The organism is Acidipropionibacterium jensenii, assembly GCF_005890135.1.
Taxonomy (GTDB): domain Bacteria; phylum Actinomycetota; class Actinomycetes; order Propionibacteriales; family Propionibacteriaceae; genus Acidipropionibacterium; species Acidipropionibacterium jensenii.
Window position 1 is genome coordinate 1,548,257 of record NZ_CP040635.1, and the last position, 24,643, is coordinate 1,572,899.

A 24,643-nucleotide genomic window follows, 5' to 3' on the forward strand; every position below is an offset into this window, starting at 1 on the left:
GGGGTCCGGATCAGTCCCGGAACCAGCCCGCCGCCTCGATCGAGAAGTAGCTCAGGATGACGTCGGCGCCGGCCCGGGCGATCGAGGTCAGCGACTCGGTGATGCACCGGCGCCGGTCGATCCAGCCGTTGGCGGCCGCCGCCTCCAGCATCGCGTACTCGCCGGACACCTGGTAGGCGGCCACCGGCACCGGGGAGATCTCGGCGACGTCGGACAGCACGTCGAGGTAGTGGGAGGCCGGCTTGACCATCACCAGATCGGCCCCCTCGGCCAGATCCAGCAGGGTCTCGCGCATCCCCTCGCGGCGGTTGGCGGGGTCCTGCTGGTAGGTCTTGCGGTCGCCCTTCAGGGACGAGTTGACCGCCCCGCGGAAGGGGCCGAAGAAGGCCGACGCGTACTTCGCCGAGTAGGCCAGGATCGACACATCGGTGAATCCCTCGGAGTCCAGGGCGTCGCGGATCACCGCGATCTGGCCGTCCATCATTCCCGAGGGGGAGACCATCTGGGCCCCCGAGCGGGCCTGGGAGACGGCCATCTCCGCGTACAGCGGCAGGGTCGCGTCGTTGTCGACCCGACCGTCGGGGGTCAGCGCCCCGCAGTGGCCGTGGTCGGTGAACTCGTCGAGGCAGGTGTCGGCGCAGATCACCAGCTCGTCGCCGACGGCCTCGCGCACCGCGGCGATCCCGCGGTTGAGGATCCCCTCGGGGTTCCAGGCCTCCGAGCCGATCTCGTCCTTGCGGGTCGGCACCCCGAACAGGTCGATGCCCCCGATGCCGGCCTCGGCGGCCTGCTCGGCCAGCTTCTTGATCGACTCGGTGGTGTGCTGGTACTGGCCGGGCAGGGTGGAGATCTCGCGGGCCTCGTCGATCCCCTCCACGACGAAGACCGGCAGGATGAACTGGGACGGGTGGACCCTGGTCTCGGCGACCATCCGGCGCATCGCGGCGGTGGTGCGCAGCCGGCGCGGCCGCTCGAGGGGAACCAGTGCGGGATTGAGCGTGCGGGCGGGGAACTTCGTCATGACAGGACACTTTCTACTGCGGTGAGGATGGCCTCGGGAGTCGGCTCGGCGGCGATCGCCGAGGCGGGATGGCCGAGCTCCTCGAGGGTGCGCGCGGTGGGACGTCCCATCGCGATCGGGTGTTGATGGGCCTTCCAGACCAGTCCGGCCCCGGTGACCAGACGGTCCAGGGCGCGGGCGATCGAGGAGGAGGTGACCACCACGGCGCCGATGGCGGGCCAGGCCTGGGCGATCACGGGCGGCAGCGCGTCGAGGGGTTCGGTGGTGTAGAGGTCGACCCGGGTGACCCGGCAGTCCTGGGCCGTCAGCCCCTCGGGCACGGTGTCGGCGGCCAGCTGGGAGACGGGCAGCAGGACCCGGGCTCCCGGATCCGGCCAGTCGGTCACCAGTCCGGCTCCAGACTGGTCGCGGGGCACCAGGTCGACGTCGACCCCGGCGCCGGCCAGGGCGGCTCCGGTGGCCCGCCCGACGGCGGCCACCCTGACGGCGATCTGCTTCAGCAGTCCGGCCGCGTCGAGCTGTTCGACAGCCCGGCGGCTGGTGAGCACCAGCCAGTCCTGCGGTCCGGCCCCCTCCAGCCACTGGGAGACCCTGGGCAGGGCGCCGTCCAGCTCGACGGTGCGGGTGACGGCGTGGTGGATGACGCCGAGTCCGGCGTGCTTGAGGGCCGCCCCGATCCGGTCGCCGGCGGAGTCGCGGGGCAGCAGGACCGGCGGTCGGATGATGCCGGCGTCGGTGGGGGAGACCATCGAGGTCATCGCGTCGCCTCCTCGGGACCGGCCTTCGAGGCGTGCAGGTCGGCGATCCGGGCGGCCCCCTGGTCCAGCAGCTCCCGGGCGACCTGGAGGCCCAGGGCGTGAGCGGCTCCGACCAGGGTGGCGATCTCGTCGGCCTTCTCCGGGGGACGGTCGGGCAGTTCGAGACCTGCCTGGGACCGCACCGAGCGGGTGCCGTCGACCGCGACGACCGCGGCACTGAGATCCAGCACGCCCTTCCGGACCCGGGCCAGACAGCCGACCGGGGCGGCGCAGCCGGCCTCCAGGCCCGCCAGGACGGCCCTCTCGGCGGTGGCCGACAGTCGGGTGTCGAGGTCGTCGATGGCCCCCAGCCCCCGCGCCAGCACGCCGTGGCGGGCATCGGTGGTGCGGCACTCCACGGCCAGCGCCCCCTGGGCGGGGGCGGGCAGCATGACCGAGACGTCGAGAGCCTCGCTGATGTCGCCGCCGCGGCCCAGCCGGCGCAGCCCGGAGGCCGCCACGACGACCGCATCCAGGTCCTCGCGGCCGCCGAAGCCCTTGACCCGGCCCACCCGGGTGTCGACATTTCCGCGGATGTCGACCACCTCGAGATCGGGACGGGCCGCCCTCAGCTGGGCGGCGCGACGCGGCGAACCGGTGCCGACCCTGGCTCCGGCGGGCAGCTCGGCGAGCCGCAACCCGTCGCGGGCCACCAGGGCGTCGTGCGGGTCCTCGCGCTGCGGCACCGCGGCCACCACCAGGCCCAGGGGCTGGGCGGTCGGAAGATCCTTGAAGGAGTGCACGGCGATGTCGCACCGTCCGGCCAGCAGGTCGGCGCGGATCGCCGAGGCGAACACCCCGGTGCCGCCCATCTGGGACAGCGGGGTGGAGATGACATCGCCATGGGTGGTGACATGGACCAGCTCGACGTCCAGACCGTGCCCGTCGAGGGCCCGGGCGACCATCGTCGACTGGGTGGTGGCCAGTCTGCTGGCCCGGGTGCCGAGTCGTACGGGTGTGCGCTTCTGCGGGGAGGTGGGCGCTGTTGAGGTGCGACGACTCATATCCGCCATCCTCTCACGGCGTCGGTGGAGCGAGATCGGGCCGGGCGCACGCTCCGGACCGACAGGTGCTCCCATCGGGTGCACCGATCACTCGGGGAACTGGGGGTATCGGCCCTGCAGCCGCAGAACAGACCGTTCCCCGAGTGTCTGGTGCAGCTCACACCAGCCGTTCGGCGGTGCGTCGGGCGTGGGGCACCAGGGCGGCTATCCCCGAACCGGAGGCCCACGCCCCGGTGAGCCCGAGGCCCTGCTGGTCGGCGATCCGGGAGTGCAGGCCCTGCACCCAGGAGCGGGTCTCGGGAGTGGTCGGGGCCAGCGCACCCGTCCAGTGGATGATCTGGGAGTCCACCACCTGGTCGGCCCTCAGTGAGACTCCAGTCAGCGCGGCGGCATCGGCCACCGCCTGTTCGACCGACAGCTCCTGGGCCTGCTGGCCGCCGCGTCCGTAGCTGATCCGCAGCAGGTGCAGACCAGTCGGGCAGGAGGCGGTGAGGCTGGGCCACTTGGCCGACAGGTGGGTCAGCGCCTTCGCCTGGACGCCGGTGGACCCGGAGGCCACCAGCATCCCGTTGCCGCGCGGGCTGTCGTCGAGTCCGGGGGCGCGGATCGCCAGGTTGACGTGGGCGATCGGCGCGCCGGGGGTCAGCTCGGGACCGTCGACATCGATCACCTGGCCCAGCAGCGGCCGGGCGGTGACCGCCGAGCAGGCCACCACGACACGGGGGGCAGTGAGATCGAGGGGGTCGCCGTCGGGTTCGGGGGGCAGCGCCGGGTCGACGCCGCGATGGGTGCTGGCGGCGTTCACGATCCAGCCCTCCCCGCCCCGGCTCAGCCCTCTGGCGCCGGTGCGGGTGAGAATCCGACCGCCGGCCTCCAGAATCTGGGCGGCCAGGGTCTGGGGCATCAGGAACATCCCACCCGAGACCGAGGCCACCACCGGCTTGACCGGTCCGTCCCCCTTGAGCAGTGCCACCGCACCCGCCAGGCTGCCGGCCCGGTGGACCGCATCGGTGAGCCCGGGGGAGACCACCTCGGTGGCCAGCAGGTGGGGGTCGGCGGCATGGATGCCGCCGGCGATCGGGGCCACCAGACGCCCCAGCACCTGGCTGCCCATCCGCTGCTCCACCAGCGAGCCGAGATCGGCCGGCAGCGTCTCGGGGACCGGCCGGCTGTCCAGCTCGGCCGCCCGGCGCGCCCCCTCGACGCCCAGGGCGGTCAGCACATCGGGGGCTCCCAGATCGGCCGGGATGCCGAGGATCGCCCGGACCGGCATCGCGAAGGGGCCGTCGTCGAACCACACCCAGCTGGGCGCCGCCCTCGGGTACTCGACGGTGAGGCCGAGCTCACCGGCCAGCGCCTCGGTGTCGGGGATCCGCACCGCCCAGCCCTCGGCGCCGATGTCATAGGAGACCCCGGCGATCGTCGAACCGGCGACCAGTCCGCCGGTGTACCCGCGGGACTCCAGCAGCACCGGCCTGAGCCCCGCCCGGGTGAACTGCCAGGCCGCGATCAGTCCGGCCATCCCGCCGCCGATCACGACCGCATCGACTCTGTCCATCAACAACGCTCCTACCCGTCAGCACCACGGTCGAGGCGACGTCCCGCCCCCGGACTCCCGGCCCGGACCAGGCGACCGGTTACAGCGAGTGGACGAACTCGACCAACCTGGTCAGGGTAGCGGGGTCGGTATTGGCCGGAACACCGTGCCCCAGGTTGACGATGTGACCGGGGGCCCGCCGGCCGGCCTCCACCACCGCCCTCGTCTCGGCCTCCAGGGCCTCGGTGCCGGCGAACAGCAGAGCCGGGTTGATGTTGCCCTGCAGGGGCATCGTCAACCCGCCGACCATCAGCGACGCCAGTACGTGGTCCAGGGTGGTGCGGTGGTCGACGCCGAGCACCGGGTGGTCGGAGGCGGCCGCCGCGACCCTGGCGAAGGGAACCGCCAGATGGGTGGCATTGACCCCGAAGTGGACCACCGGCAGGTCTCGGTCCAGACCCGACAGGGCCCGGGTCGAGTGGGGCGCGACATGGCGGACGTAGTCGGCCTCCGACAGCGACCCCGCCCAGGAGTCGAAGAGCTGAACCGCCCGGGCGCCTCCCGCGGTCTGGGCGGACAGGAAGTCAGCGTCCAGATCGGCCACCCAGTCCATCAGCCGGCCCCAGGCCACCGGGTCGGAGTGCATCATCGAGCGCGCCGCCAGATGGTCGCGGGAGGGGCCTCCCTCCACCAGGTAGGCCGCGATCGTGAAGGGAGCCCCGGCGAAACCGATAAGGGGGGTCCGCTCGCCGAGCTCCTGGACCACCATCTGCGCCTCACGGGCCACCGGCGAGGCGTCACCGGGGGATCGGGAGACCAGGGCGTCGACGTCGGCGGCGGTGCGGACCGGCTCGTCGAGAACCGGTCCGACCCCGGGTTCGATGCGCACCCCCACCCCGGCCAGCACCAGCGGCACCATGATGTCGGAGTACAGCACGGCGGCGTCGACCCCGTGGCGGCGCACCGGCTGGCAGGTGATCTCGGCGGCCAGCGCCGGGTCGAGGCAGGACTCCAGCATCGTGGTGCCCTCCCGGGCCTGCCGGTACTCCGGCAGCGAGCGGCCGGCCTGCCTCATGAACCAGATCGGCGGGTGCTCGGTGCGGTGCCCGGTCATCGCCGCCAGGATCGCCGGCTGCGCCACAGGGGATTCCCCGGCGGGCGCGGCGGGGCGGCCGGTGTCGGCGCCCCCCGACACGGCGCCGGGGGAATCGGCGCTGGCGGTATCGGCGCCACCCGACACGGCGCCGGGGGAATCGGCGCTGGCGGTATCGGCGCTGGGGGAATCAGGGCCCGCGGCGCTCGGTGGCGGGAACTCGGTGTCGGAAGTCTGCTCAGTCATCGCCACGATTCTGCCCCATGACCGGAAGTCAGCCCGGAGTCAGCCCGGTGTCGGCCTTCGCCACGGGCGGAGTCGGTCTCGGTGCACAGCTGTTCATCGGTGGGCGCCGAACAGGTTGCCATGCTTCAATGTGGAGTTGTGGGTTTGTGCATAGTCTGCGTTGATCATGCCGAGCAGGGGCTCGGTGCCGTCTCGACCGCCGCCGCACAGGTGGACGGTCTCGGACTGGCACTCACCGACTCCCCTCAGATTCGTGGCGCGGTGGTGCTGTCCACCTGCAACCGCGTGATGGTGCTCGCCGAGACCGCCACCGAGGTCTGTCGACCCGGCCCGACGCTGTGCGGTCTGCTGGCCGACCACGGCGCCACCGTGCTGGCCCAGGAGTCCTCGGTGCTGGAGGGCGGCGACGCCGTCTGGCGGCTGTTCCGGATCGCCTCCGGGCTGGAGTCGATGGTCACCGGTGAGCGTGAGATCGCCGGCCAGCTCAAGCGGGCGCTGCGCTTCGCCCGCACCCAGAGCACCGTCACCCCGCTCATCGGACACCTCGTCGAGGAGGCCCTGAGGACCTCCCGGAAGGTGGCCACCCAGACCCGTCTGTCGGCCCAGGGCCGCACCGTGGTCGCCGTCGGCTTCGACCTGGTGAGCCAGACCCTTGACTTCTCCGGGGCACGGGTGCTGGTGATGGGCACCGGCTCCTACGCCGGGGCCACCTGCGCCCAGCTGCGCGACCGCGGCGTCGCCGAGATCCTTGTCCACTCCACCTCCGGACGGGCGCAGGGATTCGCCCGCCGTCACGAGGTCACCGCCGTCGACGACGACCGGTTGGCCCCGGTGCTGGCCGGGGTCGACTTGGTCGTAACCTGCCGAGGTTCCGGCGTCCCGGCACTGACCCGGCAGGTCGCCGCCCGGGCCGTCGAGGACAGGGCTGCGGTGGCCGGGGTCGACCGCGATCTGGTGGTCCTCGACCTGGCCGTCTCCGGCGACGTCGAGCAGCCCGTCCCCGCCGGTCTGCGGGTCATCGACCTGGCGGCCATCCGCGACGCCGTGCCCGCCAGTGCCGCCGCCGAGCGCGGCGAGGCCGAGCGGATCGTCGCCGAGGGGGTCCACGACCTGGCGATGGATCTGGAGAGACGCCGTCTGGCCCCCGCCGTGGTGGCCCTGCGCGACACCCTCTCCGACCTCGTCCAGGCCGAACTCGACCGCCTTCCCGAGGACGGCTCGATCCCGGTGGACGCTGCCGCCCAGGCGCTGCGGCGACTGGCGGCGTCGATGGCCCACATCCCCTCGGTGCGCGCCCGGATCGCCTCGGAGCACGGCCTGGGGGACCGCTGGCTCAACTCGCTGAGCGATGTCCTGGGCATCGACGTGGAGGTCGACGAACACATCCTGGATCTCGGCGGCCTGGGTCTGGGCGCAATGGCATCCGGCGACACACTGACCTGCCCGGTGACCGGCCTGAGCGTCTCGGATCTGGCCCCCGCCGAGGACCGCGGACAGCACGGCGTCCACCCGATGGCGCACGACGATCCGCACCAGCTGCGAGCCGTCCAGGGACACCGACCCGAGGACGTCGCCCACCTGGTGACGATCGAGGAGACACGATGAGCGAGTACACCCCGGCCCGGGGACAGCGCGACCCGATGGATCCCTACGACGCCGTGCTGGTGGCCTCCTTCGGCGGCCCACGCAGCCGCGAGGAGGTGATGCCCTTCCTCCGGCGGGTCTCCAACGGGCGGGTTCCCGACTCCCGGCTCGCCGATGTGGCCGAGCACTACTACCGGTTCGACGGCGTCAGCCCCATCAACGAGGCCAATGAGGCACTCCTCGAGGCGCTGCGCCAGGAACTGCGCTCCCGCGGCTCCGACATCCCGGTCGAACTCGGCAACCGCAACAGCGCCCCCTGGTTCAACGAGGTGGTCTCCTCCCTCTACGACCAGGGAGCCCGACGGATCCTCATGCTGCCCACCGCGGCCTTCGACTCCTACTCCGGATGCCGCCAGTACCGGGAGGACGCCGACAAGGCCGTCGCGGCGCTGGGGCACCCCGATCTGGTGATCGACAAGATCGCCCCCTTCCACGGCATCGAGGGATACGCGGTGGCCAACGCCCAGGCGGTGATGGCCTCCTTCTCCCAGATCCCGCCGACACCGCTGGAGGCGACCCGGGTGGCCTTCGTCACCCACTCGATCCCACTGCCGATGGTCGAGGCGTCCGGGTCGGGGGAGCCCGGAACCGACTACGTGTCACAGCACCTGGCCGCCTGCACCCGGATCGCGGAGCTGGTGCGCCAGCACTTCGGCGCGATGCCGCAGTGGGATCTGGTCTACTGCTCGCGCTCGGGCCGGCCGACCGACCCGTGGCTGGAACCCGACGTCAACGACTACCTGGAGACCCTTCCGGGCCAGGGGGTGAGCTCGGTCGTGCTGGCGCCGATCGGATTCGTCTCCGACCACATGGAGGTCGTCAACGACCTGGACCACGAGGCCGCCGAGATGGCCCAGAAACTCGGTCTGGCCGTTGCCCGGGCCGCCACCCCCGACAGTCATCCGGCGCTGGTCGCCGGTCTGGTCGCACTGCTCACCGACCAGGCCGATGCGGTGCGCGAGGCCGACGGCGCTGTGCCGAAGGACCTGCTGTGCCCCTGCGAACAGGACGGATCGGCCCGTGGCGGCCGGTCGCTGAGTCCCGACACCCATCCCGGTGCCGGACACCCGGCGGGTCCGGCGCATCCGATCGCCGGTTCTGCCGGGACCCCGGCGAGCCCCGTCACCGGTCACGGTGCAACCGCGGCCTCTTCCTCCTCGCCGCAGCCTCCGGCCGAAGCGGCTGAACCGGTCGTACCGGCAGCACCGATCGTTCCCGCATCCCAGCCGACACCGGCACCGGCCGAGCCGGCAGCACCGGCAGCACCGGTCATTTCCGTATCCCAGCCGACACCGGCACCCCATCAGACAGGAGACTTCGCAGTGGCCCAGCAGGACACCGAGGACCAGACCCGGACAGCCCCCATCGCGGGGTCCCACCGGCCCGACGGCACGTACACCGTGCCCACCGATGCCCGGGACCAGCCGGTCGATCCCGACCAGGTGAACAAGGCGAGCCTGTGGGGGATGTACTCGGTCTTCAAGGTCACCACCGGACTGCCGGCCGATCCCGGGGCCCGTGCGGAGCTGGTCGACGGGTCGGTCGAGTGGGTCGCCCGGGCCGGCGCCGAGACCCGCGGCTGGTACGACCTGTCGGGGCTGCGAGCCGACGCGGACCTGCTGGTCTGGTGGACCTCCGATGACGCCGCGGTGCTTCAGGACAGCTACCACCGGTTCGTCGGGACAGGGCTGGGTCGACACCTCACCCCGGTGTGGTCGAACCTGGCGGTGCACCGTCCCGCCGAGTTCAACAAGAGCCACCTGCCGTCCTGCTTCGCCGGGGTGGCGCCGCGTCGCTGGGCCTGCTTCTACCCCTTCGTGCGCACCAAGGACTGGTACCTGCTGGACGCCAAGGACAGGTCCGCGATGCTGCGCGAGCACGGCATGGCCGGGGCCGCCAGCCCCGACGTCAAGGCCTCCACCCTGGCCGCCTTCGCGCTGGGCGACTACGAGTGGATCCTCACCCTCGAGGGTGACGATCTGGCCCGACTGGTCGACGTCATGAAGGACATGCGCTACGTGGAGGCCCGCCGCCACGTCGACATCGACACCCCCTTCTACACCGGTGAGAGGGTCGACCCCGACACCTGGGCCGGACGCCAGCTGACCGACTGACCAGGACCGGTCCCGCGGTTCCGGCCCCGTTCGGGACAGTCTGGGACGGCTCGGGACCGTCCAGGGACGGTGCCGAGACGGTCCGCGAACCGCTGAACGGGGCCGGTCGCGGCCAGCCCCGTTGGTGGATCACGGTCGAGACGGCAGGATGAACACCATGCGTGGAGTTCAGCACCCGGTGGGTCCCCAGTCAGAAGCCGTCTACTGGCGGCGACGTGCGGCCCTGGTGGCCGCCGTCGTGGTGGTCCTGGTGCTGCTGATCTGGGTGGTTGCACGCGCACTGGGCGGCGGGTCGGGAACCCCCGCGGCCCAGACCGCTGCCTCCCAGCCGTCCATCTCGATCAACCCGTCGTGGACCGACACCGTCTGGGACGAGCCCACCCCGACTCCCACGCCCACCCCGTCGAGCACCACGCCGGTGACCGCGACCCCGACAGCCGCCTCCGGTTCGCCCAGCGGATCCGCCTCGGCCGGTCCCTCGGCGTCCGCCTCCGCCACGCCCACCCCGACTCCCAGTGCGGCGGCCTGCCAGCTGGCCCGGCTCCGCTCGACTGTTCAGGCGCCCTCGCGGGTGGCCACCCGCGGATCGACGGTGACGTTCACCGTGACCGTGACGAATCAGGGCGCCGCCTGCGTCTGGAACCTCAAGACCCTGCCGGTCGAGGTCACCGTCGACTCGGGTTCCGACCGGATCTGGTCGACCGGTGACTGCGCCGCCTGGGCGCCCAAGGGCTCCCACGAGGTCGCCCCGGGCAAGAGCGCCTCGGTCACCGTGAAGTGGCCCACCAAGAGGTCGGCGAGTGGCTCGTGCAGCCTGTCGAAGGAGCAGCTGGGCACCGGCACCTACGTCGCCAGCGCCCAGGTCAAGGGCGGGGCCACCCGGCAGTACGTGATGCAGCTCACCGACTGAGTCTGCCAAGACTTCCCAGCGCAGGCCGGGGACTGACGCGCTCAGTCGTCCCGCACCTCGAGGAGGTCTCCCACCTCGCAGTCGAGGGCGGCGCAGATCGACGCCAGGGTACTGAACCTGATGGCGCGTCCGTGATCATTCTTGAGCACCGAGAGATTGGCGTAGCTGAGGCCGACGCGCTTCGACAGATCGGTGAGGGTCATGCCGCGCTCGGCCAGGAGTTCGTCCAGGCGACAGTGGACCGTGCCGGGCCGGATCCGTCCCGACATCTCAGATGGTCCCTTCCAGGTCCAGTCGCAGCTGTCGTGCCCGCAGCACCAACCAACCGCCCAGCGCGATGAGCAGTCCGAGCACGATCAGTGGCCAGTCCCAGTAGCCCCACCCCAGGGGATGGCGAGAGTTGAGGACGAGCCACATCTGGTGGCCCTGCCAGCTGGTGGGCAGTCCAAGGCCGGTGACGTAGAGCTGCTCGGCGCGGGCCTCCAGGGCTGGACGTGCGATGCCGGAGGCGACGCAGAGAGCAGCGATCGTCAGCATCGCGACCGCCACCCCCAGACCGAGTTCCCTGCGCCGCAGCATCTGGACCGCGAGGACGAGGACGACCAGGCAGGTGAGGCCGCCCACCAGGTAGGGAATGGCCGTGGCCACCGCCACCAGTGGGTCGGCCCGGGTGAGCCCCGGGAGCGAGTAGATCATCACCGATGAGTACTGCACGTCTGCCCTGGAACTCCCAAGACCCGGTCGGGGCAGTCCACCGGTGATGGCCACCTCCATGCTCATGGTGCGCCGGTTCGCATCCTGAGCCATGGCTCCGTACAGCAAGGACGCCAGCAACCCGAGGCCCGAGACGAGGGTGACGACTATCAGCACACTGCGCGGCACGATCCTGCTGGCGCGAAAGGTGGGTTGGGCCATGATGCCTCCCGAGGGCTCTCATATTGATCATCGATATATCGATGATCAATATAGTCCTGCTCATCAGTACAGCCATTGGGAGCCGTCTCGCCGCAGGCTCCCACCGAGCCCCCTCAGTGCAGTCCGGGGGTCTTGTCGTCCCCCTCGAAGATCCTCTCCAGAGCGGCCCGGATGCTGCGGGCGCGCTGCAGGCCGACCCCCGACAGCTCACTGAGCTCCGAGGTGCTGCTGGCGTAGAGGGCCTGCAGGGATCCGAAGTGGTCGACGATCGTCTGGGCGGCCCTGGGCGGCAGTTCGCCGATGGTCGACAACTGCCGGTGCCCCCTGGCGTGCAGGACCATCGTCGCGGGGTAGGTCCTCGGATCCAGCCCCATCGTCTGGGCGACCAGGGTGAGATTGCCCAGATCCTCCCAGCTGAGCCGGTGGAGGCCCGCCAGGCTGAACTTCCACGGGTCGATCCCCTCGGGGCGGTAGTCCTCGACGAGGAGCCGGCTCTGCTCGTCGACCCCGGCGAACAGTTCATCGCGCTGCAGGCCGACCAGTCTGCCCTCCACTCCCAGGGCCGATACATAGCCGCGCACCTCGGCATCGATCCGCCGGGTCATCTCGATCCGCTGGGCCAACGCGGCGACGTCGTCGACGGTCGCCACGTCGTGCACCTCGACAACCGTCAGCTGGGCGGCCCTGTCCACCAGGCGGGCCCGGTAGCTGTTGAGCGTGTTGAGAGCCTGATTGGCGCGGCTGAGAAGAGTCTCCGGCTCCTCGATGCGGTGCCGGTCGCCGTCCAGGAAGACCGCCAGGGTGCTCATCGACGCCGAGGCCACCACCACCGGAACCCCGGTCTGCTGGGAGACCCGGTCGGCGGTGCGGTGCCGGGTGCCGGTCTCCATGGTGGGCAGCGACCCGTCGGGGACGAAGTGCACCGCCGCCGCAAGGATCCGCTCGTGGTCGCTGGACAGGATGAGTCCGCCGTCCATCTTCGACAGCTCGCGCAGCGCCTGCGGGGTGAGCTGGACGTCGATGTCGAACCCGCCACTGGACACCTGGCGCACCGCGGGGGAGTCCCCCAGCACGATGAGGGCACCGTTGTGACCGTGCAGAATTCGTTCCAGGCCGTCCCGGATCGGTGTGCCGGGAGCCAGTAGGGCCATCAGATGTCGCACACGCTCCGGTGCGCCGTCCGCCTTGTCAGCTGCGTCCTCGGTCATGGTTCGACTCTAGAACCTCGTGGAATCATGCCCGCTGCCTGTCCTCCTCCGATGCCGTCGGACGCCGCCGTCTGGCCAGGTTGAGCACCCCCAGGGCCTCGGCCACCGTGGACACCTCCACCACGTGCAGGCCGTGCATGGTCGGGGCCTTGGAGTGGGCCTCCCGGGAGTTGCGCGGCACGACCGCCAGGTCGAAGCCCAGCCGGGCCGCCTCCCCGACCCGCCGCTCCAGACCGGGAACCCGGCGCAGGTCGCCGGCCAGACCCACCTCGCCCAGGGCGACCACCCGGGTCGGGAAGTTCCGGTCGATCGAGCCGGAGGCCACCGCCACCGCGATCGCCAGATCGGCCGACGGATCGGTCACCTTGGCGCCGCCGACCGTCGAGACGTAGACATCCCGGGAACTCAGCGGCAGCCCCGCCTTGCGCTCCAGGACCGCCAGAATCATCGCCACCCGGCCGTTCTCCACCCCGTGGGTGGTCCGGCGCGGATACTTCTCGGTGGCCGAGGGTGCGACCAGGGCCTGCACCTCCGAGAGAAGCGGTCGCCTGCCCTCCATGGTGACCGTCACACAGGTGCCCGGCTGCGGATCGGCATTGTCGGAGGTGAACAGACCCGACGGATCGGGAACCTCGATGATCCCGGCGTCGGTCATCTCGAAGCACCCCACCTCGTCGGCCGGGCCGTAACGGTTCTTGGTGGCCCGCACCATCCGGAATCCCGAGTGCCGGTCCCCCTCGAAGGCCAGCACGACGTCGACCAGATGCTCCATGGTGCGCGGACCGGCGATCGACCCGTCCTTGGTGACATGGCCCACGATGACCACCGCCATCCCGCGCTGCTTGGCGACCCTCACCAGAGCGCCGGTGACCTCGCGCACCTGGGAGACCCCGCCCGGCGATCCGTCGGTGGCCGTCGTCCCGATCGTCTGCACCGAGTCGAGCACCATCAGGGACGGATTGGTCTGCTCGATGTGACCCAGCACGGTGCCCAGATCGGTCTCGGCGGCCAGATAGAGCTCGTCGGCCAGGGCGCCGGTGCGCCCGGCCCGCAGCCGCACCTGGGCGGCCGACTCCTCGCCGGTCACGTAGAGCGTGCGCCGACCTGCCTGCGCCCACTTCGCGGCGACATCGAGAAGCAGGGTCGACTTGCCGACCCCCGGCTCTCCGGCCAGCAGGACGACGACGCCGGGTACCAGGCCGCCACCCAGAACCCTGTCCAGCTCGCCGATCCCGGTCAGGTGCCGGTCGGCGGCCTGCTCGGAGACATCCCCGATCCGCACCGCGCGGGCCGTCGGAACATGGGAGGGCACGTCGGTGAGCTTCGGGGCGCCCTTCTCCACCACCGAACCCCAGGTCTGGCACTCGCCGCACCGGCCCACCCACTTCGCGGTGGTCCAGCCGCACTCGGTGCACACCCAGCCGTCAGACGTCTTCTTCGCCATGGACCCAGCATGACAGGCGGGACTGACAACTTCTGTTGAGGCCGGGGGACGACCCCTGGCGACCCCCGAGCGGGGTGGGTCGGCGCAGGGGTCGCGGTCCGCCGGGGTCGGGTTCCGTGGTCGGGTCAGCGGTCGGCGCCGTGCGCGCCCGGGCGACCCCTGGCGGCCTCGCCTCAGATTCGGATGAGGCCCTTGTCCGGGGTGTCGAGGACCACAGCGTTGATCCCGGGGTGTCCGTTGGGGCTGGTGAAGTCGAAGTTGATCCCCTCCACCTGATCGGGAATCGACTCGCCGAGCCAGTCCTCGACGCGCTCGCGGGAACCCGAGAGCTCCACCGAGTCCAGTCGCACCACACCCTCGAGGGACGTGGGTCGCAGATCGGTGGGGGACTCCCAGTGGATGAAGTAGGGCAGCTGCGGGTCGGCGATCAGTCCCTTGATCCCGATCTGGTGCCACTGGAGTCGGCGTCCGTCGGGGAACTGGCGGGAACCGGGCACCGACTCGCGGTGCAGCCGCTCCTCATAGGGGGCCAGGTCGTCGACGGCGACCGACCAGCCCATCCAGCCCCCTCCCATTTCGGAACGGGCGCGTACGGCCTGGCCGTAGACGGCCTTGTCGGCGGCGGGATGGTCGAGGACCTCCACCACCTCGATGTAGCGCGGACCGGCCAGCGGAAGGATGTGGTTGCGCGTGCCGAAACGCGGGTGGAAGCCGCCGTCCTTGAGAGAGACACCGAGTTTCGCACCAAGGCGGGCGGCCTCGACCTTGAGTCCTTCTGGGCCTGCGACGAAAGTGAGATGGTCGACATGCATGCGGCCATTCTCCCCGGCCGCACCGCTATCTGGAAACCGGGGGCACGGGGGTTGATCGCCACGCGCTTGATCATGGCGGGAATGGTTGGTCCATGAACTAGATTTGTGGAGTGCCCAACCAGGATCAGGAACCGACCCGTACGGCGGCCGGAACACCCCGAGTGACCCTGTCCACGAGCTCGATGTATCCCGAGTCGACGGCCAGTACCTTCGAGTGCGCCTCCCAGCTCGGCTACGACGGCGTCGAGGTGATGGTGGGGATGGACGCGGTCTCCGCCGAGATCGACGACGTCGAGGCGCTGGCCGAGTACCACCAGATGCCCGTCACCTCGGTACACGCCCCCTGCCTCATCGTCACCCCCAACGTCTGGGGGACCGACCCCTGGGGCAAGCTCGTCACCAGCGGCGAGGCGGCACGCCGGCTCGGGGCCCATGTCATCGTCGTCCACCCTCCCTTCCGCTGGCAGCGCGACTACGCCGCCCGCTTCGAGGCCGGCATCGCCGAGCTCAACGCCGAACCGCAGAACCGCGCCGCCGGTCTCGTCTACGCCGTGGAGAACATGTACCCGTGGCGCACCCCGGCCGGACGCTTCCTGGCCTACGCCCCGGACTGGGATCCCACCCTGCGCTCCTACGACCACCTCACCCTCGACCTCTCGCACGCCTCCACCGCCCAGATGGACGCCCTGGAGTACGTCCGAAGCTGGGGCCCCCGGCTGGCCCACATCCACCTCACCGACGGGTCGGGAACCTTCAAGGACGAGCACCTGATGCCGGGGGAGGGCAGCCAGCGGTCCTGGGAGGTGGTCCGCGACGCCGTCGGACGCGGATTCGACGGGGACGTCGTCATCGAGGTCAACACTCATCGCTTCACCAGCCGGGCGCTGCGCCAGGACGCCCTCGGGAGAGTCCTGGAACAGACCCGGGCCGCCGTCGCCGAGGGCCTCCAGTCCAGGGTGCAGGCGTACTCCGAGCCCCGCGGGGACGCGGGGCGCAGCTGACATGTGGCTCCGAGCACGCGAGATCGCCATGCACGCCGCGACGAACGAGAGGATCGCGGCGGCCGTCACCCGACTGGGACCGGCCCGCGAGATCGCCGCCTCCTATGTCGCCGGCGAGACCCTCCCCGAGGCGGTGAGGGCCGCCCGGGACGCCGTCGACAAGGGTCTTGAGGTCTCCCTGCACCCCCTGGTGCCCACCGCCACCACCCCGGCGGAGGCCGACCGGGCCACCGACGGACTGCTGGCGGCCATCTCCGCGCTGGGATCCTCCGCCGAGATGACCGGCCACTCCGAGGTCTCGATCGCCCTGTCGACGCTGGGGGTCTGCCTGCCCGAGGCCGGACCCTCCACCGCCCTCGACCGCGCCCAGAAGATCTGCCGCGCCGCCGGCAACGCCGGCGTCCTGGTCACCGTCGACGACGAGGGGCCCGAGATCCATGAGGCCGTCCTGGACATCGTCCGATCCCTGCTCGCCGACTTCCCCGAGACCGGGGTGGTGGTGCAGGCCGCCCGCCACGACTCGCTGGACCAGATCCGCGAGCTGGCGACCACCGGGCGACGGATCCGGCTGTGCAAGGGCGACTACACCGGACCTCGCAGCGAGATGGTGGTCGCCCCCCACGACGTCGACCTGCGCATGTCGGCCTGCCTGCGGACCCTCCTCCAGGGTCCGGCGACCGCACTGATCGCCACCCACGACCCGGTGTTCATCGCGATCGCCGAGCGACTGATCGCCGATCTCAACCGCGGACCCCAGACCGTTGAGTTCCAGATGCTCCAGGGCATCCGCCCCCTGGAACAGCGCCGACTGGCCGATATCGGCCGCCGGGTGCGGGTCTACCTGCCATGGGGTCGCGACTGGTACTCCTACTGCACCCGCCGAATCATCGAGAGGCCCGCCAATCTCATGTTGTTCTCCCGGTCACTGGTCGCCCGCCGGTGAGTGCGCGACGCGGAATCCCCGACGAGCCCTACGGCACCGACTGGCGCGGCGGCTCCGTCGTCGTCCCCCGGCGCCATCCCGTGCCCGGCCCGCAGGACCCGACGGAGACACCGGGACCCGGTGATGCCAGCCCGATGGACGAGGCCACAGAGCTGAGATCATCCGACACCCCGTCGAGCACCGCTGCCCCTGCCCCGAGGGCTGCCAGCGCTGCACCGGGGTCCAGCGACCCTGCGCAGAGGGACAGCGACCACGCACCGAGGGACAGCGACTCTGCGCCGAGGGGCACCGGGGCGACCCCGCTGTCGGGTGGCGGCGTCCCGCTGGTGCCCGTCGACCCCGAGCGGGACCGCAGGATCGCCCGTCGGCGCCGGCTGCTGATCATCGAGACCGTCCTGGTGCTGGCGATCAGCCTGGGCCAGTCCGCCTGGTACTCGATCCTGCGGATCATCGAGCGGATGACCCGCGGCGTCCCGCTGGCCAAGCAGACCTCGACCCTCAACGCCTCGGTGACCCCGGGCCGGCCCTGGCTCGATCTGGGCTACCAGCTCTCCGACATCGCCTTCGGGGTGGTCCCGGCCCTGCTGGCGATCTATCTGCTGGCCACCGTCAACCCGCCCCGTGGAGGGGTGCGCCATCGGCTGGGTCTGGTCGGCCCCCGATGGGGCCACGACCTGGGCGCCGGGGTGGTCATCGCGGCCGCCATCGGGATCCCGGGGCTCGGTCTCTACGCGACCTCCAGGGCTCTGGGGATCAACACCACCGTCCAGGCCTCGGCCCTCCAGGGAGCCTGGTGGGTGATCCCGGTGCTGATCCTGGCGGCGGTGATGAACGCGGTTCTGGAGGAGACCGTGATGATCGGCTACCTCATCACCCGATGGCTGCAGGTCGGCTGGAGCACCCTCACCGTGGTGCTCGCCAGCGCCCTGATCCGCGGCACCTACCACCTCTACCAGGGGTGGGGAGGATTCCTCGGCAATGTCGTGATGGGGGCGGTCCTCGGGCTGATCTTCACCCGCACAAGACGGCTGCTGCCCCTGGTGGTGGCCCACACCGTCCTCGACGTCGTCTCCTTCGTGGGCTACGCCCTGCTGGCCCCCCATCTGTCCTGGCTGTGAGCCGGCGTCCAGGGACCCGGGCTCCCGGAGGGTCGGACCCTCCAAGCGTCGGTGCCTGAGCGGACCCGGCGCCCGAGGGGCTGTCCGAGGGCCGGTCCGCCCGCCCCGGGGCCGACAGTCCGGGACATAGAATCGCCCCCATGCGAGTTGGAGTCTTCGGAGCAACAGGCCAGGTCGGCGGGGTCATGCGCACCCTGCTGGCGCAGCGACACTTCCCCCTCGACGACGTGAGGTTCTTCTCCTCGTCCCGGTCGGCGGGAAAGAAGCTGACCTTCAAGGGCACCGAGATCACCGTCGAGGACACCGCCACCGCCGACTTCTCCGGGATCGACATCGCACTGTTCTCCGCCGGTGGCGGCACCTCCCGCCAGTACTCCCCGCAGGTCGCCGCGGCCGGCGCCGTGGTGGTCGACAACTCCTCGGCCTGGCGCAAGGACCCCGAGGTCCCGCTGGTGGTCTCCGAGGTGAACCCCGGGGACGTCGCGAACCGGCCGAAGGGGATCATCGCCAACCCGAACTGCACCACGATGGCGGCGATGCCCGTCCTCAAGCCGCTGCACGACGCCGCCGGACTCACCCGGCTGGTCGTGGCCACCTACCAGGCCGTCTCCGGCTCGGGACTGGCCGGGGTGCGCACCCTGGCCGAACAGAGCCTGGCCATCACCGACCCGGCGGCCTTGGCCCTGGACGGCCAGGTCGGTCCCGGCATCGACCTCGGCCCCTACGTGGCCCCGATCGCCTACAACGCCGTCCCGCTGGCGGGCAACCTCGTCGACGACGGCAGCGGGGAGACCGACGAGGAGCAGAAGCTGCGCCACGAGTCGCGCAAGATCCTCCACATCCCCGACCTGCTGGTCGCCGGCACCTGCGTGCGGATCCCGGTCTTCACCGGCCACGGCCTGGTGGTCCACGCCGAGTTCGCGCACCCGATCACCCCGCAGGACGCCACCCGGCTGCTCTCCGGGGCCCCCGGCGTGGCCCTCGCCGAGGTCCCCACCCCGCGCGACGCCGCCGGCACCGACCCCTCCCTGGTCGGACGGATCCGGGTCGACCAGTCGGCCCCCGAGGGTCACGGCCTGGTGCTCTTCTGCACCGCCGACAACCTGCGCAAGGGGGCCGCCCTCAACGCCATCCAGATCGCCGAGCTGGTCGCCGCCGAGGGGGCCACCCGATGAACCCGCAGATCGCGGTGCTGGGCTGCGGAACGATGGCCGGTGCGATCGTCTCCGGGCTGCTGGCCGCCGGTACCGATCCGTCGCGGATCGTCGCCACCGCCCGGTCCTCCGCGACCCGTCAGCGGGTCGCGGAGACCCTCGGGGTGGCCGCCCTCACCGACAACCGGAAGGCCGTCCGAGGGGCCGATATCGTGCTCATCGGCGTCAAGCCCGCGATGGCCGCCGCGGTGGCCTCCGAGATCGCCGAGGATCTCGACCCCCAGGTCGTCGTCATCTCGATCGCGGCGGGAGTGACCACCCAGACCCTCCAGGCGGCACTGGCCCCCTCGGGAGGCCGCCCGGTGGTCCGGGTGATGCCGAACACCCCGGTGAAGGTCGGCCGGGGCACCTTCATCGTCTCCCCGGCGGCGGGGGCCGAACAGGCCGGCGAACAGGTCATCGCGCTGCTCGACCCGCTAGGGACCGTCGTCGAGGTGCCCGAGAAGCTGCACGACGCCGCCACCGCCATCTCCGGATCGGGCCCGGCCTACGTCTTCCTGGTCGCCGAGGCGATGATCGACGCGGGCGTGGCGATGGGCGTCCCGCGCGCCCAGGCCACCGAGCTGACGGTCGCCACCCTCGCCGGGTCGGCCGAGCTGATGGCCTCCAGCGGGGAGCACCCCGCGGTGCTGCGCGGCGCCGTGACCTCCCCCGGGGGGACCACCGCCGCCGCCCTCGACCAGCTGGAGAGCCACGGGCTGCGCACCGCCTTCGCACGGGCCCTGGAGGCCTGTCGGGACAAGGCCGCCCGGCTGAGCTGAGGGCCGCCGCAGGTCCGGTGACCTGCGGGTCGGGCTCTTTGCCCCCCAGAAGCGCACCGACTAGAATGGCCATTTGTCTGCGCCACCGGGCGCGTCGACGAGTCCTGGCGGTCCAGTGGCTCGGAGATCTCCGGTGCGCATCGGGCAATCACCCTGCCGGGCCCCCGCGGCCCAGTGCAAGCCGGTCCGGGGTCGAACGACCAAGGCCGAAACGAGAAGAGGTCCACAGTGGGTTCCGTTATCAAGAAGCGTCGCAAGCGGATGGCGAAGAAGAAGCACCGCAAGCTGCTGAAGAAGACGCGCATTCAGCGTCGTCGCGCCGGCAAGTGACGCCTCGACGGCCGTGATCGGCAGACCCCGGCGGCACCGTCGGGAGCCTGCGGACCGGCCGTCCCCGGTTGAGGGCATCCCACATCCCCCCGACCCTCGGGTCGAGGGGCATGTTGTCGTTCTCCGAAGGGCCGGATGCCATCTGTGCGACGACGCCGAGGCGGTGATCGCACAGCTGCTCGCCGATCACCCCGCACTGATTCCCGGGGGACCGGTACGGGTCGACGTCGACGCCGACCCGCAGCTGAGGTCCAGATGGGGCGACCATGTCCCGGTGACCTTCGTCGACGGGGTCCTGATCGCCTACTGGCACCTGGACCGCGACACCCTCCTGAGGGCTCTCACCGAGGGTCCCCGACAGGTGGCCGTCGTACCCTGATGTCGGCCCGGCAGGGGTCCTGTCGGCCCTCTGCCCGCCCGGTTCCGACACCGATCGGGATCTGTCGCCTATCACGGACCGTTCACGCCGACCACACCGGGGTCGGGAGAATGCTCTCCCGACTTGACGCCGAGGGGTCCGGACTGAGAGAAAAGTGGGGCAGAAGTGCGGGAGCCAAGGGTATCGGCACCGGGTTGGGGTCTGGACGCCGACCCCACCGACAACGCTTCTCCCCGGCGTCCGGCACAGAACGGGCGACGGGCTCCCACGAAGGGATACAGAGGATGACTCAGACGCCATCGAGCCCTGCGGAGGTGCAGGACAGTGGCCTCCAGACGAGGGCCGTCGCACAGGCCAGGGTGCAGTTCGTCGGCACCGGCCCCGGCGACCCCGGCCTGCTGACCCTGTCCGCGGTGACGGCGATCAACCGTGCCTCCCGCATCATCATCGACTCCGAGCGACTGCGCGCCCTGCTCCAGACCCCCGAGATCCAGCTCAACGCCGAGGCCGAGATCATCGAGCCCGACACCCCCCAGGACATCATCGCCGCCCTGCTGGACGCCGCCGGGCACGGTCTGGACGTCGTCCGGCTGGTCGAGGGAGACCCCTTCCTGGACGGCGACATCGGCGCCGAGTGCAGTGCCCTGGCGATCGCCGACCATGACGTCGACGTCGTCCCGGGAGTGTCCCCGCTCACCGCGGTCCCCGAGTACGCCGGGGTCTCCCTGCACGGACACGACGTCCAGCTGATCGGCGTCGAGTCGGCCCGCCGGGACCTCAGCTCCGAGGGCTACCCGTGGGCCGCCGAGGGCCTCATCGTGGTCTCCACCATCGTCGATCTGGTGCGCGAGGTCGTCGCCCACGCGCTGGAGTCGGGCCGCGGGGAGTCCGAGCCCGCAGTGATCACCCTGCACGGCGGCACCACCGAGCAGGTCTCCACGACCACCACCCTCGGCGGACTGGCGGCCGCGGTCGCCAAGACCGATCCGGCCGAGCCCGCCTACATCGTCATCGGTCACGTGGTCGCCGAGTCCAGCCGGGCCCGGCTGGACTGGTACGAGTCCAAGCCGCTGTTCGGCTGGTCGATCCTCATCCCGCGCACCCGCGACCACTCGGCGACCCTGCCCTCCCGCCTCCAGGACTACGGCGCACGATGTCTGGACGTGCCCACCATCAGCATGGAGCTGCCGCGCACCCCCCAGCAGATGGACAAGGCGATCCGGGGAATGGTGGAGGGCCGCTACGAGTGGGTGGTCTTCACCTCGGCCAACGCCGTGCGGGCGGTCCGCGAGAAGCTGGAGAGCATCGGCCTGGACTCCCGGGCCTACTCCGGGCTGCGGATCGCGGCGATCTTCGACTCCACCGTCAAGGCCCTGGCCGAGTGGGGGGTGCGCCCCGACCTGGTGCCCGAGGGAACCCAGTCGACCGCCGCCCTGGCGGCCACCTTCCCGGCCTTCGACGACGCCCTGGACCCGATCAACCGGGTCTTCGTGCCGCGCGCCGACATCGCCACCGAGTCCCTGTCGGCCGAGCTGTCGGCCCTCGGCTGGGAGGTCGAGGACATCATCGGCTACCGCACCGTGCGGGCCGCCCCGCCGCCCGCCGAGACCCGCGAGGCGATCAAGGCCGGCCGCTTCGACGCCGTCGTCTTCACCTCCTCGACCACCGTGCGCAATCTGGTCGGGATCGCCGGCAAACCGCACCGTCACACCGTGGTCGCCGCCATCGGGCAGCGCACCGCGGAGACCTGCGAGGAGCACGGCCTGGCGGTCGACGTGGTCGCCCCCGAGCCCACCCCGACGGCGCTGGCCGACTCCCTGGCCGCCTTCGCCGCCGCCCGCCGCGATGATCTGATCGCCAAGGGCCGTCCGGTGATCCGTCCCTCCCAGCGCAAGCGCCGGGGTCGTCAGCCCGGGCACTGAGCCGTCAGTCGCCACTGGGCCGTCAGATCAGCACGGATTCCCCAGATCACCACTGAGCCGTCAATCACCACCGGTCCACGGCCGGTAGCCGTAGATTTGGTGGGGACCGCAACCAGATTGGAGCCGGAGATGAGTCGCACGACGACCGTGCACCTGCTGCGCCACGGCGAGGTGGACAACCCGACCGGCGTGCTCTACGGGCAGCTGCCGGGCTTCCACCTGTCCCCGAACGGACGCCGGATGGCCGCCCGGGCGGCCGAGTTCTTCGCCGGCGTCCCGCTGGCGGCCCTCATCAGCTCGCCGTTGGAGCGCGCCCAGGAGACGATCGCCCCGGTCGCCGCCCTGAACCCGGGTCTCGAGGTGCAGTTGGAGCCCGACGTCATCGAGGCCACCAGCGTCTTCGAGGGACAGGTCTTCGGGCCGGGCCACCACGCCCTGCGCGATCCGCACAACTGGAAGTACCTGCGCGATCCGCTGCGGCCCAGCTGGGGGGAGCCCTACACCCACATCGCCGCGCGGATGCAGCGCGCCATCCTGGCCGCCGCCCGGCAGGTCGGGGAGGGCGGACAGGCCCTCATCGTCTCCCACCAGTTGCCGATCTGGATCGCCCACCTGTCGGCCGAGGGACGCCGACTGGCCCACGACCCGCGCAACCGGGTCTGCACCCTCGGGTCGGTGACCAGTTTCGGGGTCCTGGACGGACGCATCGTCCGCGTCGACTACGCCGAGCCCTCCCTGGACCTCATCCCGAAGGGGGCCCGCCGGGCGAACATCTCCGCCGGGTCGGCCAACCCGGCAGGGTCCGACCCCGCGGCATCGGATCCGGGTTCCGGCGGGCCCGCCGGACGATGAACCGGCGCACCCTGCTGGCCGCCGCCGGCCTGCTGGTGTCGGTTCCGTTGGCGGGCTGCAGCTCGTCGTCGGCGGCCAGCGATGACAAGGGGTTCGCCGCCGGTGACGGCTCCTACACCACGATCGAGGCCGACGAGCGCCAGCCGGCACCGGTGCTCACCGGCACCTCCCTGGACGGCACCCGACTGAGCACCGCCGACTCCGCGGGCAAGGTGATCGTCATCAACGTGTGGGGATCCTGGTGCGCCCCGTGCCGTCACGAGGCCCCCGGGCTGTCGAAGGCGGCCTCCCAGACCTCCTCGATCGCCGCCTTCTACGGCATCAACACCCGCGACCTGGACCGGGCCCCGGCCCAGGCCTTCGTGCGCGCCTTCTCGGTCAGCTGGCCCAGTTTCTTCGACCCCGACGGGGACCTCCTGCTGAAGTTCAGCTCCCTTCCCCCCAAGGCCATCCCCTCCACCCTGGTCATCGACCGGAAGGGCAGGATCGCGGCCCGCTTCCTCGGTGAGGTCAGCACCATCAGCCTGGTCCAGATCATTCGACAGATCGCCGCGGAGAAGCCGTGACCGAACTGCTGACGACCCCCACCCCGGTGCCCCTGGAGATCGGGGCCTGGGCTGCCTCGGCGCTGCGCGGATCGATGCTGGGAGCGGTGCCGGTGGCCCTGCTGGCCGGCCTGGTCTCGTTCTTCTCGCCGTGCGTGCTGCCCCTGGTGCCCGGCTACCTGTCCTATGCGGCGGGTCAGAGCGCCGTCGAGCTCTCCGAGTCCTCGGGCTCCGGCGGGCAGCCCGCACGGCGGCTGCGCACCCTCGCCGGATCGGTGCTCTTCGTGCTCGGCTTCACGATCGTCTTCGTGGCCACCGGCAGCGTGATCGGCGGTCTGGGACGCTCCCTGATCGCCCATCAGCGCACCCTGGAGATCGTCATCGGGGCGCTCACCATCCTGCTCGGGGCGATGTTCGCCGGGCTGCTGCCGCTGGGACGCCGGGAACTGCGCCTCCACCGGCTGCCGCGGGCCGGGCTGGCCGCCGCCCCTGCTCTGGGGGTGGCCTTCGGACTGGGCTGGACGCCGTGCATCGGCCCGGCCCTCACCGTCGTCTACGGGCTGTCCCTCCAGGAGGGGTCGGCGCTGCGCGGCGCCGCACTGGCCTCCTGCTACGCCCTGGGGCTGGGGATCCCGTTCATCGCCGCCGGCGCCGCCCTGGGCTGGCTGGGACGCACCGTCGGATGGGTCAGACGTCACCAGCTCGGCGTCCAGCGGGCCGGCGGGGTGCTCATGATGGCCGTCGGGGTCGCCCTGGTGACCGGCTGGTGGGCCGCCCTGATGGCCATCCTGCGGAACTGGGCGGCCCGGTTCGGAGCAGTGATCTGAATGGGC

23 protein-coding genes and 1 pseudogene are annotated in these 24,643 nt (G+C 71.4%); 14 read left to right on the forward strand and 10 right to left on the reverse strand.

Features of this window, described 5'->3' with window-relative positions; genetic code table 11:
• Positions 1 to 10 precede the first annotated feature (10 nt).
• From hemB to hemE, 5 genes are all read right to left on the reverse strand, one after another.
• A complete protein-coding gene (gene hemB, locus FEZ32_RS06765) occupies positions 11 to 940 on the reverse strand; it encodes a porphobilinogen synthase (protein ID WP_244937967.1) in 930 nt (309 codons plus the stop codon).
• A 77-nt stretch (positions 941 to 1,017) separates the two neighbouring features.
• Positions 1,018 to 1,779: a uroporphyrinogen-III synthase gene (locus FEZ32_RS06770; RefSeq protein WP_244937821.1), complete on the reverse strand. Its 762-nt coding sequence runs from the start codon at positions 1,777 to 1,779 to the stop codon at positions 1,018 to 1,020.
• Positions 1,776 to 2,723 (reverse strand): hydroxymethylbilane synthase, encoded by a 948-nt coding sequence (gene hemC / locus FEZ32_RS06775; protein ID WP_236082606.1) that lies wholly within the window; start codon positions 2,721 to 2,723, stop codon positions 1,776 to 1,778. Before hemC ends, FEZ32_RS06770 begins: the two co-directional genes overlap by 4 nt.
• A gap of 256 nt (positions 2,724 to 2,979) precedes the next feature.
• Positions 2,980 to 4,380 carry a protoporphyrinogen/coproporphyrinogen oxidase gene (locus FEZ32_RS06780; protein ID WP_097798318.1) on the reverse strand — a complete coding sequence of 467 codons (1,401 nt, stop codon included), beginning with the start codon at positions 4,378 to 4,380 and terminating at the stop codon, positions 2,980 to 2,982.
• Between the two features lie 79 nt (positions 4,381 to 4,459).
• The gene (gene hemE / locus FEZ32_RS06785) at positions 4,460 to 5,473 is read right to left on the reverse strand and encodes a uroporphyrinogen decarboxylase (protein ID WP_217496643.1); all 1,014 of its coding nucleotides are present in this window, start codon (positions 5,471 to 5,473) and stop codon (positions 4,460 to 4,462) included.
• 363 nt (positions 5,474 to 5,836) lie between these two features.
• Between hemE and FEZ32_RS06790 the strand changes: the two are divergent.
• The 3 genes and pseudogenes from FEZ32_RS06790 to FEZ32_RS13535 all read left to right on the forward strand — a co-directional run.
• A pseudogene (locus tag FEZ32_RS06790) lies at positions 5,837 to 7,174 on the forward strand (NAD(P)-dependent oxidoreductase); the annotation flags it as partial.
• A 227-nt stretch (positions 7,175 to 7,401) separates the two neighbouring features.
• Positions 7,402 to 9,456 (forward strand): hydrogen peroxide-dependent heme synthase, encoded by a 2,055-nt coding sequence (hemQ, locus tag FEZ32_RS06795; RefSeq protein ID WP_244937968.1) that lies wholly within the window; start codon positions 7,402 to 7,404, stop codon positions 9,454 to 9,456.
• Positions 9,457 to 9,613: 157 nt separating this feature from the next.
• Positions 9,614 to 10,366, forward strand: a complete 753-nt coding sequence (locus tag FEZ32_RS13535; protein ID WP_154101195.1) for a hypothetical protein — start codon at positions 9,614 to 9,616, stop codon at positions 10,364 to 10,366.
• Between the two features lie 41 nt (positions 10,367 to 10,407).
• Here FEZ32_RS13535 and FEZ32_RS06810 read toward each other — a convergent pair whose 3' ends face one another.
• From FEZ32_RS06810 to FEZ32_RS06830, 5 genes are all read right to left on the reverse strand, one after another.
• Positions 10,408 to 10,635 (reverse strand): helix-turn-helix domain-containing protein, encoded by a 228-nt coding sequence (locus tag FEZ32_RS06810; RefSeq protein WP_028702153.1) that lies wholly within the window; start codon positions 10,633 to 10,635, stop codon positions 10,408 to 10,410.
• A gap of 1 nt (position 10,636) precedes the next feature.
• On the reverse strand, positions 10,637 to 11,281 hold the full coding sequence (locus FEZ32_RS06815) for a hypothetical protein (protein ID WP_138680285.1): 645 nt from the start codon (positions 11,279 to 11,281) through the stop codon (positions 10,637 to 10,639).
• A gap of 113 nt (positions 11,282 to 11,394) precedes the next feature.
• On the reverse strand, positions 11,395 to 12,489 hold the full coding sequence (gene disA / locus FEZ32_RS06820; RefSeq protein WP_138680286.1) for a DNA integrity scanning diadenylate cyclase DisA: 1,095 nt from the start codon (positions 12,487 to 12,489) through the stop codon (positions 11,395 to 11,397).
• Between the two features lie 25 nt (positions 12,490 to 12,514).
• The gene (gene radA / locus FEZ32_RS06825; protein WP_036980516.1) at positions 12,515 to 13,933 is read right to left on the reverse strand and encodes a DNA repair protein RadA; all 1,419 of its coding nucleotides are present in this window, start codon (positions 13,931 to 13,933) and stop codon (positions 12,515 to 12,517) included.
• A gap of 173 nt (positions 13,934 to 14,106) precedes the next feature.
• The gene (locus FEZ32_RS06830; protein ID WP_028702150.1) at positions 14,107 to 14,745 is read right to left on the reverse strand and encodes a VOC family protein; all 639 of its coding nucleotides are present in this window, start codon (positions 14,743 to 14,745) and stop codon (positions 14,107 to 14,109) included.
• Positions 14,746 to 14,906: 161 nt separating this feature from the next.
• On the opposite strand from FEZ32_RS06830, the gene FEZ32_RS06835 reads away from it, so the two are divergent.
• The 11 genes from FEZ32_RS06835 (at position 14,907) to FEZ32_RS06885 (ending at position 24,637) form a co-directional block, all read left to right on the forward strand.
• Positions 14,907 to 15,746, forward strand: a complete 840-nt coding sequence (locus tag FEZ32_RS06835; protein ID WP_028702149.1) for a sugar phosphate isomerase/epimerase family protein — start codon at positions 14,907 to 14,909, stop codon at positions 15,744 to 15,746.
• Between the two features lie 28 nt (positions 15,747 to 15,774).
• Positions 15,775 to 16,689 (forward strand): proline dehydrogenase family protein, encoded by a 915-nt coding sequence (locus FEZ32_RS06840; protein ID WP_028702148.1) that lies wholly within the window; start codon positions 15,775 to 15,777, stop codon positions 16,687 to 16,689.
• Between the two features lie 326 nt (positions 16,690 to 17,015).
• Complete coding sequence (locus tag FEZ32_RS06845; protein WP_420809264.1) at positions 17,016 to 17,807, forward strand: CPBP family intramembrane glutamic endopeptidase; 792 nt, start codon at positions 17,016 to 17,018, stop codon at positions 17,805 to 17,807.
• 140 nt (positions 17,808 to 17,947) lie between these two features.
• Positions 17,948 to 18,982: an aspartate-semialdehyde dehydrogenase gene (locus FEZ32_RS06850; protein ID WP_028702146.1), complete on the forward strand. Its 1,035-nt coding sequence runs from the start codon at positions 17,948 to 17,950 to the stop codon at positions 18,980 to 18,982.
• Positions 18,979 to 19,782, forward strand: coding sequence for a pyrroline-5-carboxylate reductase (proC, locus tag FEZ32_RS06855; RefSeq protein ID WP_028702145.1), 804 nt, complete (start codon positions 18,979 to 18,981; stop codon positions 19,780 to 19,782). Before FEZ32_RS06850 ends, proC begins: the two co-directional genes overlap by 4 nt.
• Before the next feature lie 228 nt (positions 19,783 to 20,010).
• A complete protein-coding gene (locus FEZ32_RS06860; RefSeq protein WP_002550589.1) occupies positions 20,011 to 20,112 on the forward strand; it encodes a 30S ribosomal protein bS22 in 102 nt (33 codons plus the stop codon).
• A gap of 166 nt (positions 20,113 to 20,278) precedes the next feature.
• Positions 20,279 to 20,491, forward strand: a complete 213-nt coding sequence (locus FEZ32_RS06865) for a thioredoxin domain-containing protein (protein WP_338028457.1) — start codon at positions 20,279 to 20,281, stop codon at positions 20,489 to 20,491.
• A 284-nt stretch (positions 20,492 to 20,775) separates the two neighbouring features.
• Entirely contained in the window at positions 20,776 to 22,413 is a 1,638-nt protein-coding gene (locus FEZ32_RS06870; protein ID WP_097798327.1) for a bifunctional uroporphyrinogen-III C-methyltransferase/uroporphyrinogen-III synthase, read from the forward strand.
• Between the two features lie 129 nt (positions 22,414 to 22,542).
• A complete protein-coding gene (locus tag FEZ32_RS06875; protein ID WP_097798328.1) occupies positions 22,543 to 23,265 on the forward strand; it encodes a histidine phosphatase family protein in 723 nt (240 codons plus the stop codon).
• Positions 23,262 to 23,831, forward strand: coding sequence for a TlpA family protein disulfide reductase (locus FEZ32_RS06880; protein WP_138680287.1), 570 nt, complete (start codon positions 23,262 to 23,264; stop codon positions 23,829 to 23,831). The genes FEZ32_RS06875 and FEZ32_RS06880 overlap by 4 nt, the downstream gene beginning before the upstream one ends.
• A gap of 74 nt (positions 23,832 to 23,905) precedes the next feature.
• Complete coding sequence (locus FEZ32_RS06885) at positions 23,906 to 24,637, forward strand: cytochrome c biogenesis CcdA family protein (protein WP_138680889.1); 732 nt, start codon at positions 23,906 to 23,908, stop codon at positions 24,635 to 24,637.
• Positions 24,638 to 24,643 lie beyond the last annotated feature (6 nt).

What these genes read in the sequence shown, in the direction of transcription:
- hemB (WP_244937967.1), bottom strand. Translation starts at nt 940, where the DNA reads ATGCGCCGGATGGTCGCCGAGACCAGGGTCCACCCGTCCCAGTTCATC.
- FEZ32_RS06770 (WP_244937821.1), bottom strand. Translation starts at nt 1,779, where the DNA reads ATGACCTCGATGGTCTCCCCCACCGACGCCGGCATCATCCGACCGCCG.
- hemC (WP_236082606.1), bottom strand. Translation starts at nt 2,723, where the DNA reads ATGGTCGCCCGGGCCCTCGACGGGCACGGTCTGGACGTCGAGCTGGTC.
- FEZ32_RS06780 (WP_097798318.1), bottom strand. Translation starts at nt 4,380, where the DNA reads ATGGACAGAGTCGATGCGGTCGTGATCGGCGGCGGGATGGCCGGACTG.
- hemE (WP_217496643.1), bottom strand. Translation starts at nt 5,473, where the DNA reads ATGACCGGGCACCGCACCGAGCACCCGCCGATCTGGTTCATGAGGCAG.
- hemQ (WP_244937968.1), top strand. Translation starts at nt 7,402, where the DNA reads ATGCCCTTCCTCCGGCGGGTCTCCAACGGGCGGGTTCCCGACTCCCGG.
- FEZ32_RS13535 (WP_154101195.1), top strand. Translation starts at nt 9,614, where the DNA reads ATGCGTGGAGTTCAGCACCCGGTGGGTCCCCAGTCAGAAGCCGTCTAC.
- FEZ32_RS06810 (WP_028702153.1), bottom strand. Translation starts at nt 10,635, where the DNA reads ATGTCGGGACGGATCCGGCCCGGCACGGTCCACTGTCGCCTGGACGAA.
- FEZ32_RS06815 (WP_138680285.1), bottom strand. Translation starts at nt 11,281, where the DNA reads ATGGCCCAACCCACCTTTCGCGCCAGCAGGATCGTGCCGCGCAGTGTG.
- disA (WP_138680286.1), bottom strand. Translation starts at nt 12,489, where the DNA reads ATGACCGAGGACGCAGCTGACAAGGCGGACGGCGCACCGGAGCGTGTG.
- radA (WP_036980516.1), bottom strand. Translation starts at nt 13,933, where the DNA reads ATGGCGAAGAAGACGTCTGACGGCTGGGTGTGCACCGAGTGCGGCTGG.
- FEZ32_RS06830 (WP_028702150.1), bottom strand. Translation starts at nt 14,745, where the DNA reads ATGCATGTCGACCATCTCACTTTCGTCGCAGGCCCAGAAGGACTCAAG.
- FEZ32_RS06840 (WP_028702148.1), top strand. Translation starts at nt 15,775, where the DNA reads ATGCACGCCGCGACGAACGAGAGGATCGCGGCGGCCGTCACCCGACTG.
- FEZ32_RS06850 (WP_028702146.1), top strand. Translation starts at nt 17,948, where the DNA reads ATGCGAGTTGGAGTCTTCGGAGCAACAGGCCAGGTCGGCGGGGTCATG.
- proC (WP_028702145.1), top strand. Translation starts at nt 18,979, where the DNA reads ATGAACCCGCAGATCGCGGTGCTGGGCTGCGGAACGATGGCCGGTGCG.
- FEZ32_RS06870 (WP_097798327.1), top strand. Translation starts at nt 20,776, where the DNA reads ATGACTCAGACGCCATCGAGCCCTGCGGAGGTGCAGGACAGTGGCCTC.
- FEZ32_RS06875 (WP_097798328.1), top strand. Translation starts at nt 22,543, where the DNA reads ATGAGTCGCACGACGACCGTGCACCTGCTGCGCCACGGCGAGGTGGAC.
- FEZ32_RS06880 (WP_138680287.1), top strand. Translation starts at nt 23,262, where the DNA reads ATGAACCGGCGCACCCTGCTGGCCGCCGCCGGCCTGCTGGTGTCGGTT.
- FEZ32_RS06885 (WP_138680889.1), top strand. Translation starts at nt 23,906, where the DNA reads ATGCTGGGAGCGGTGCCGGTGGCCCTGCTGGCCGGCCTGGTCTCGTTC.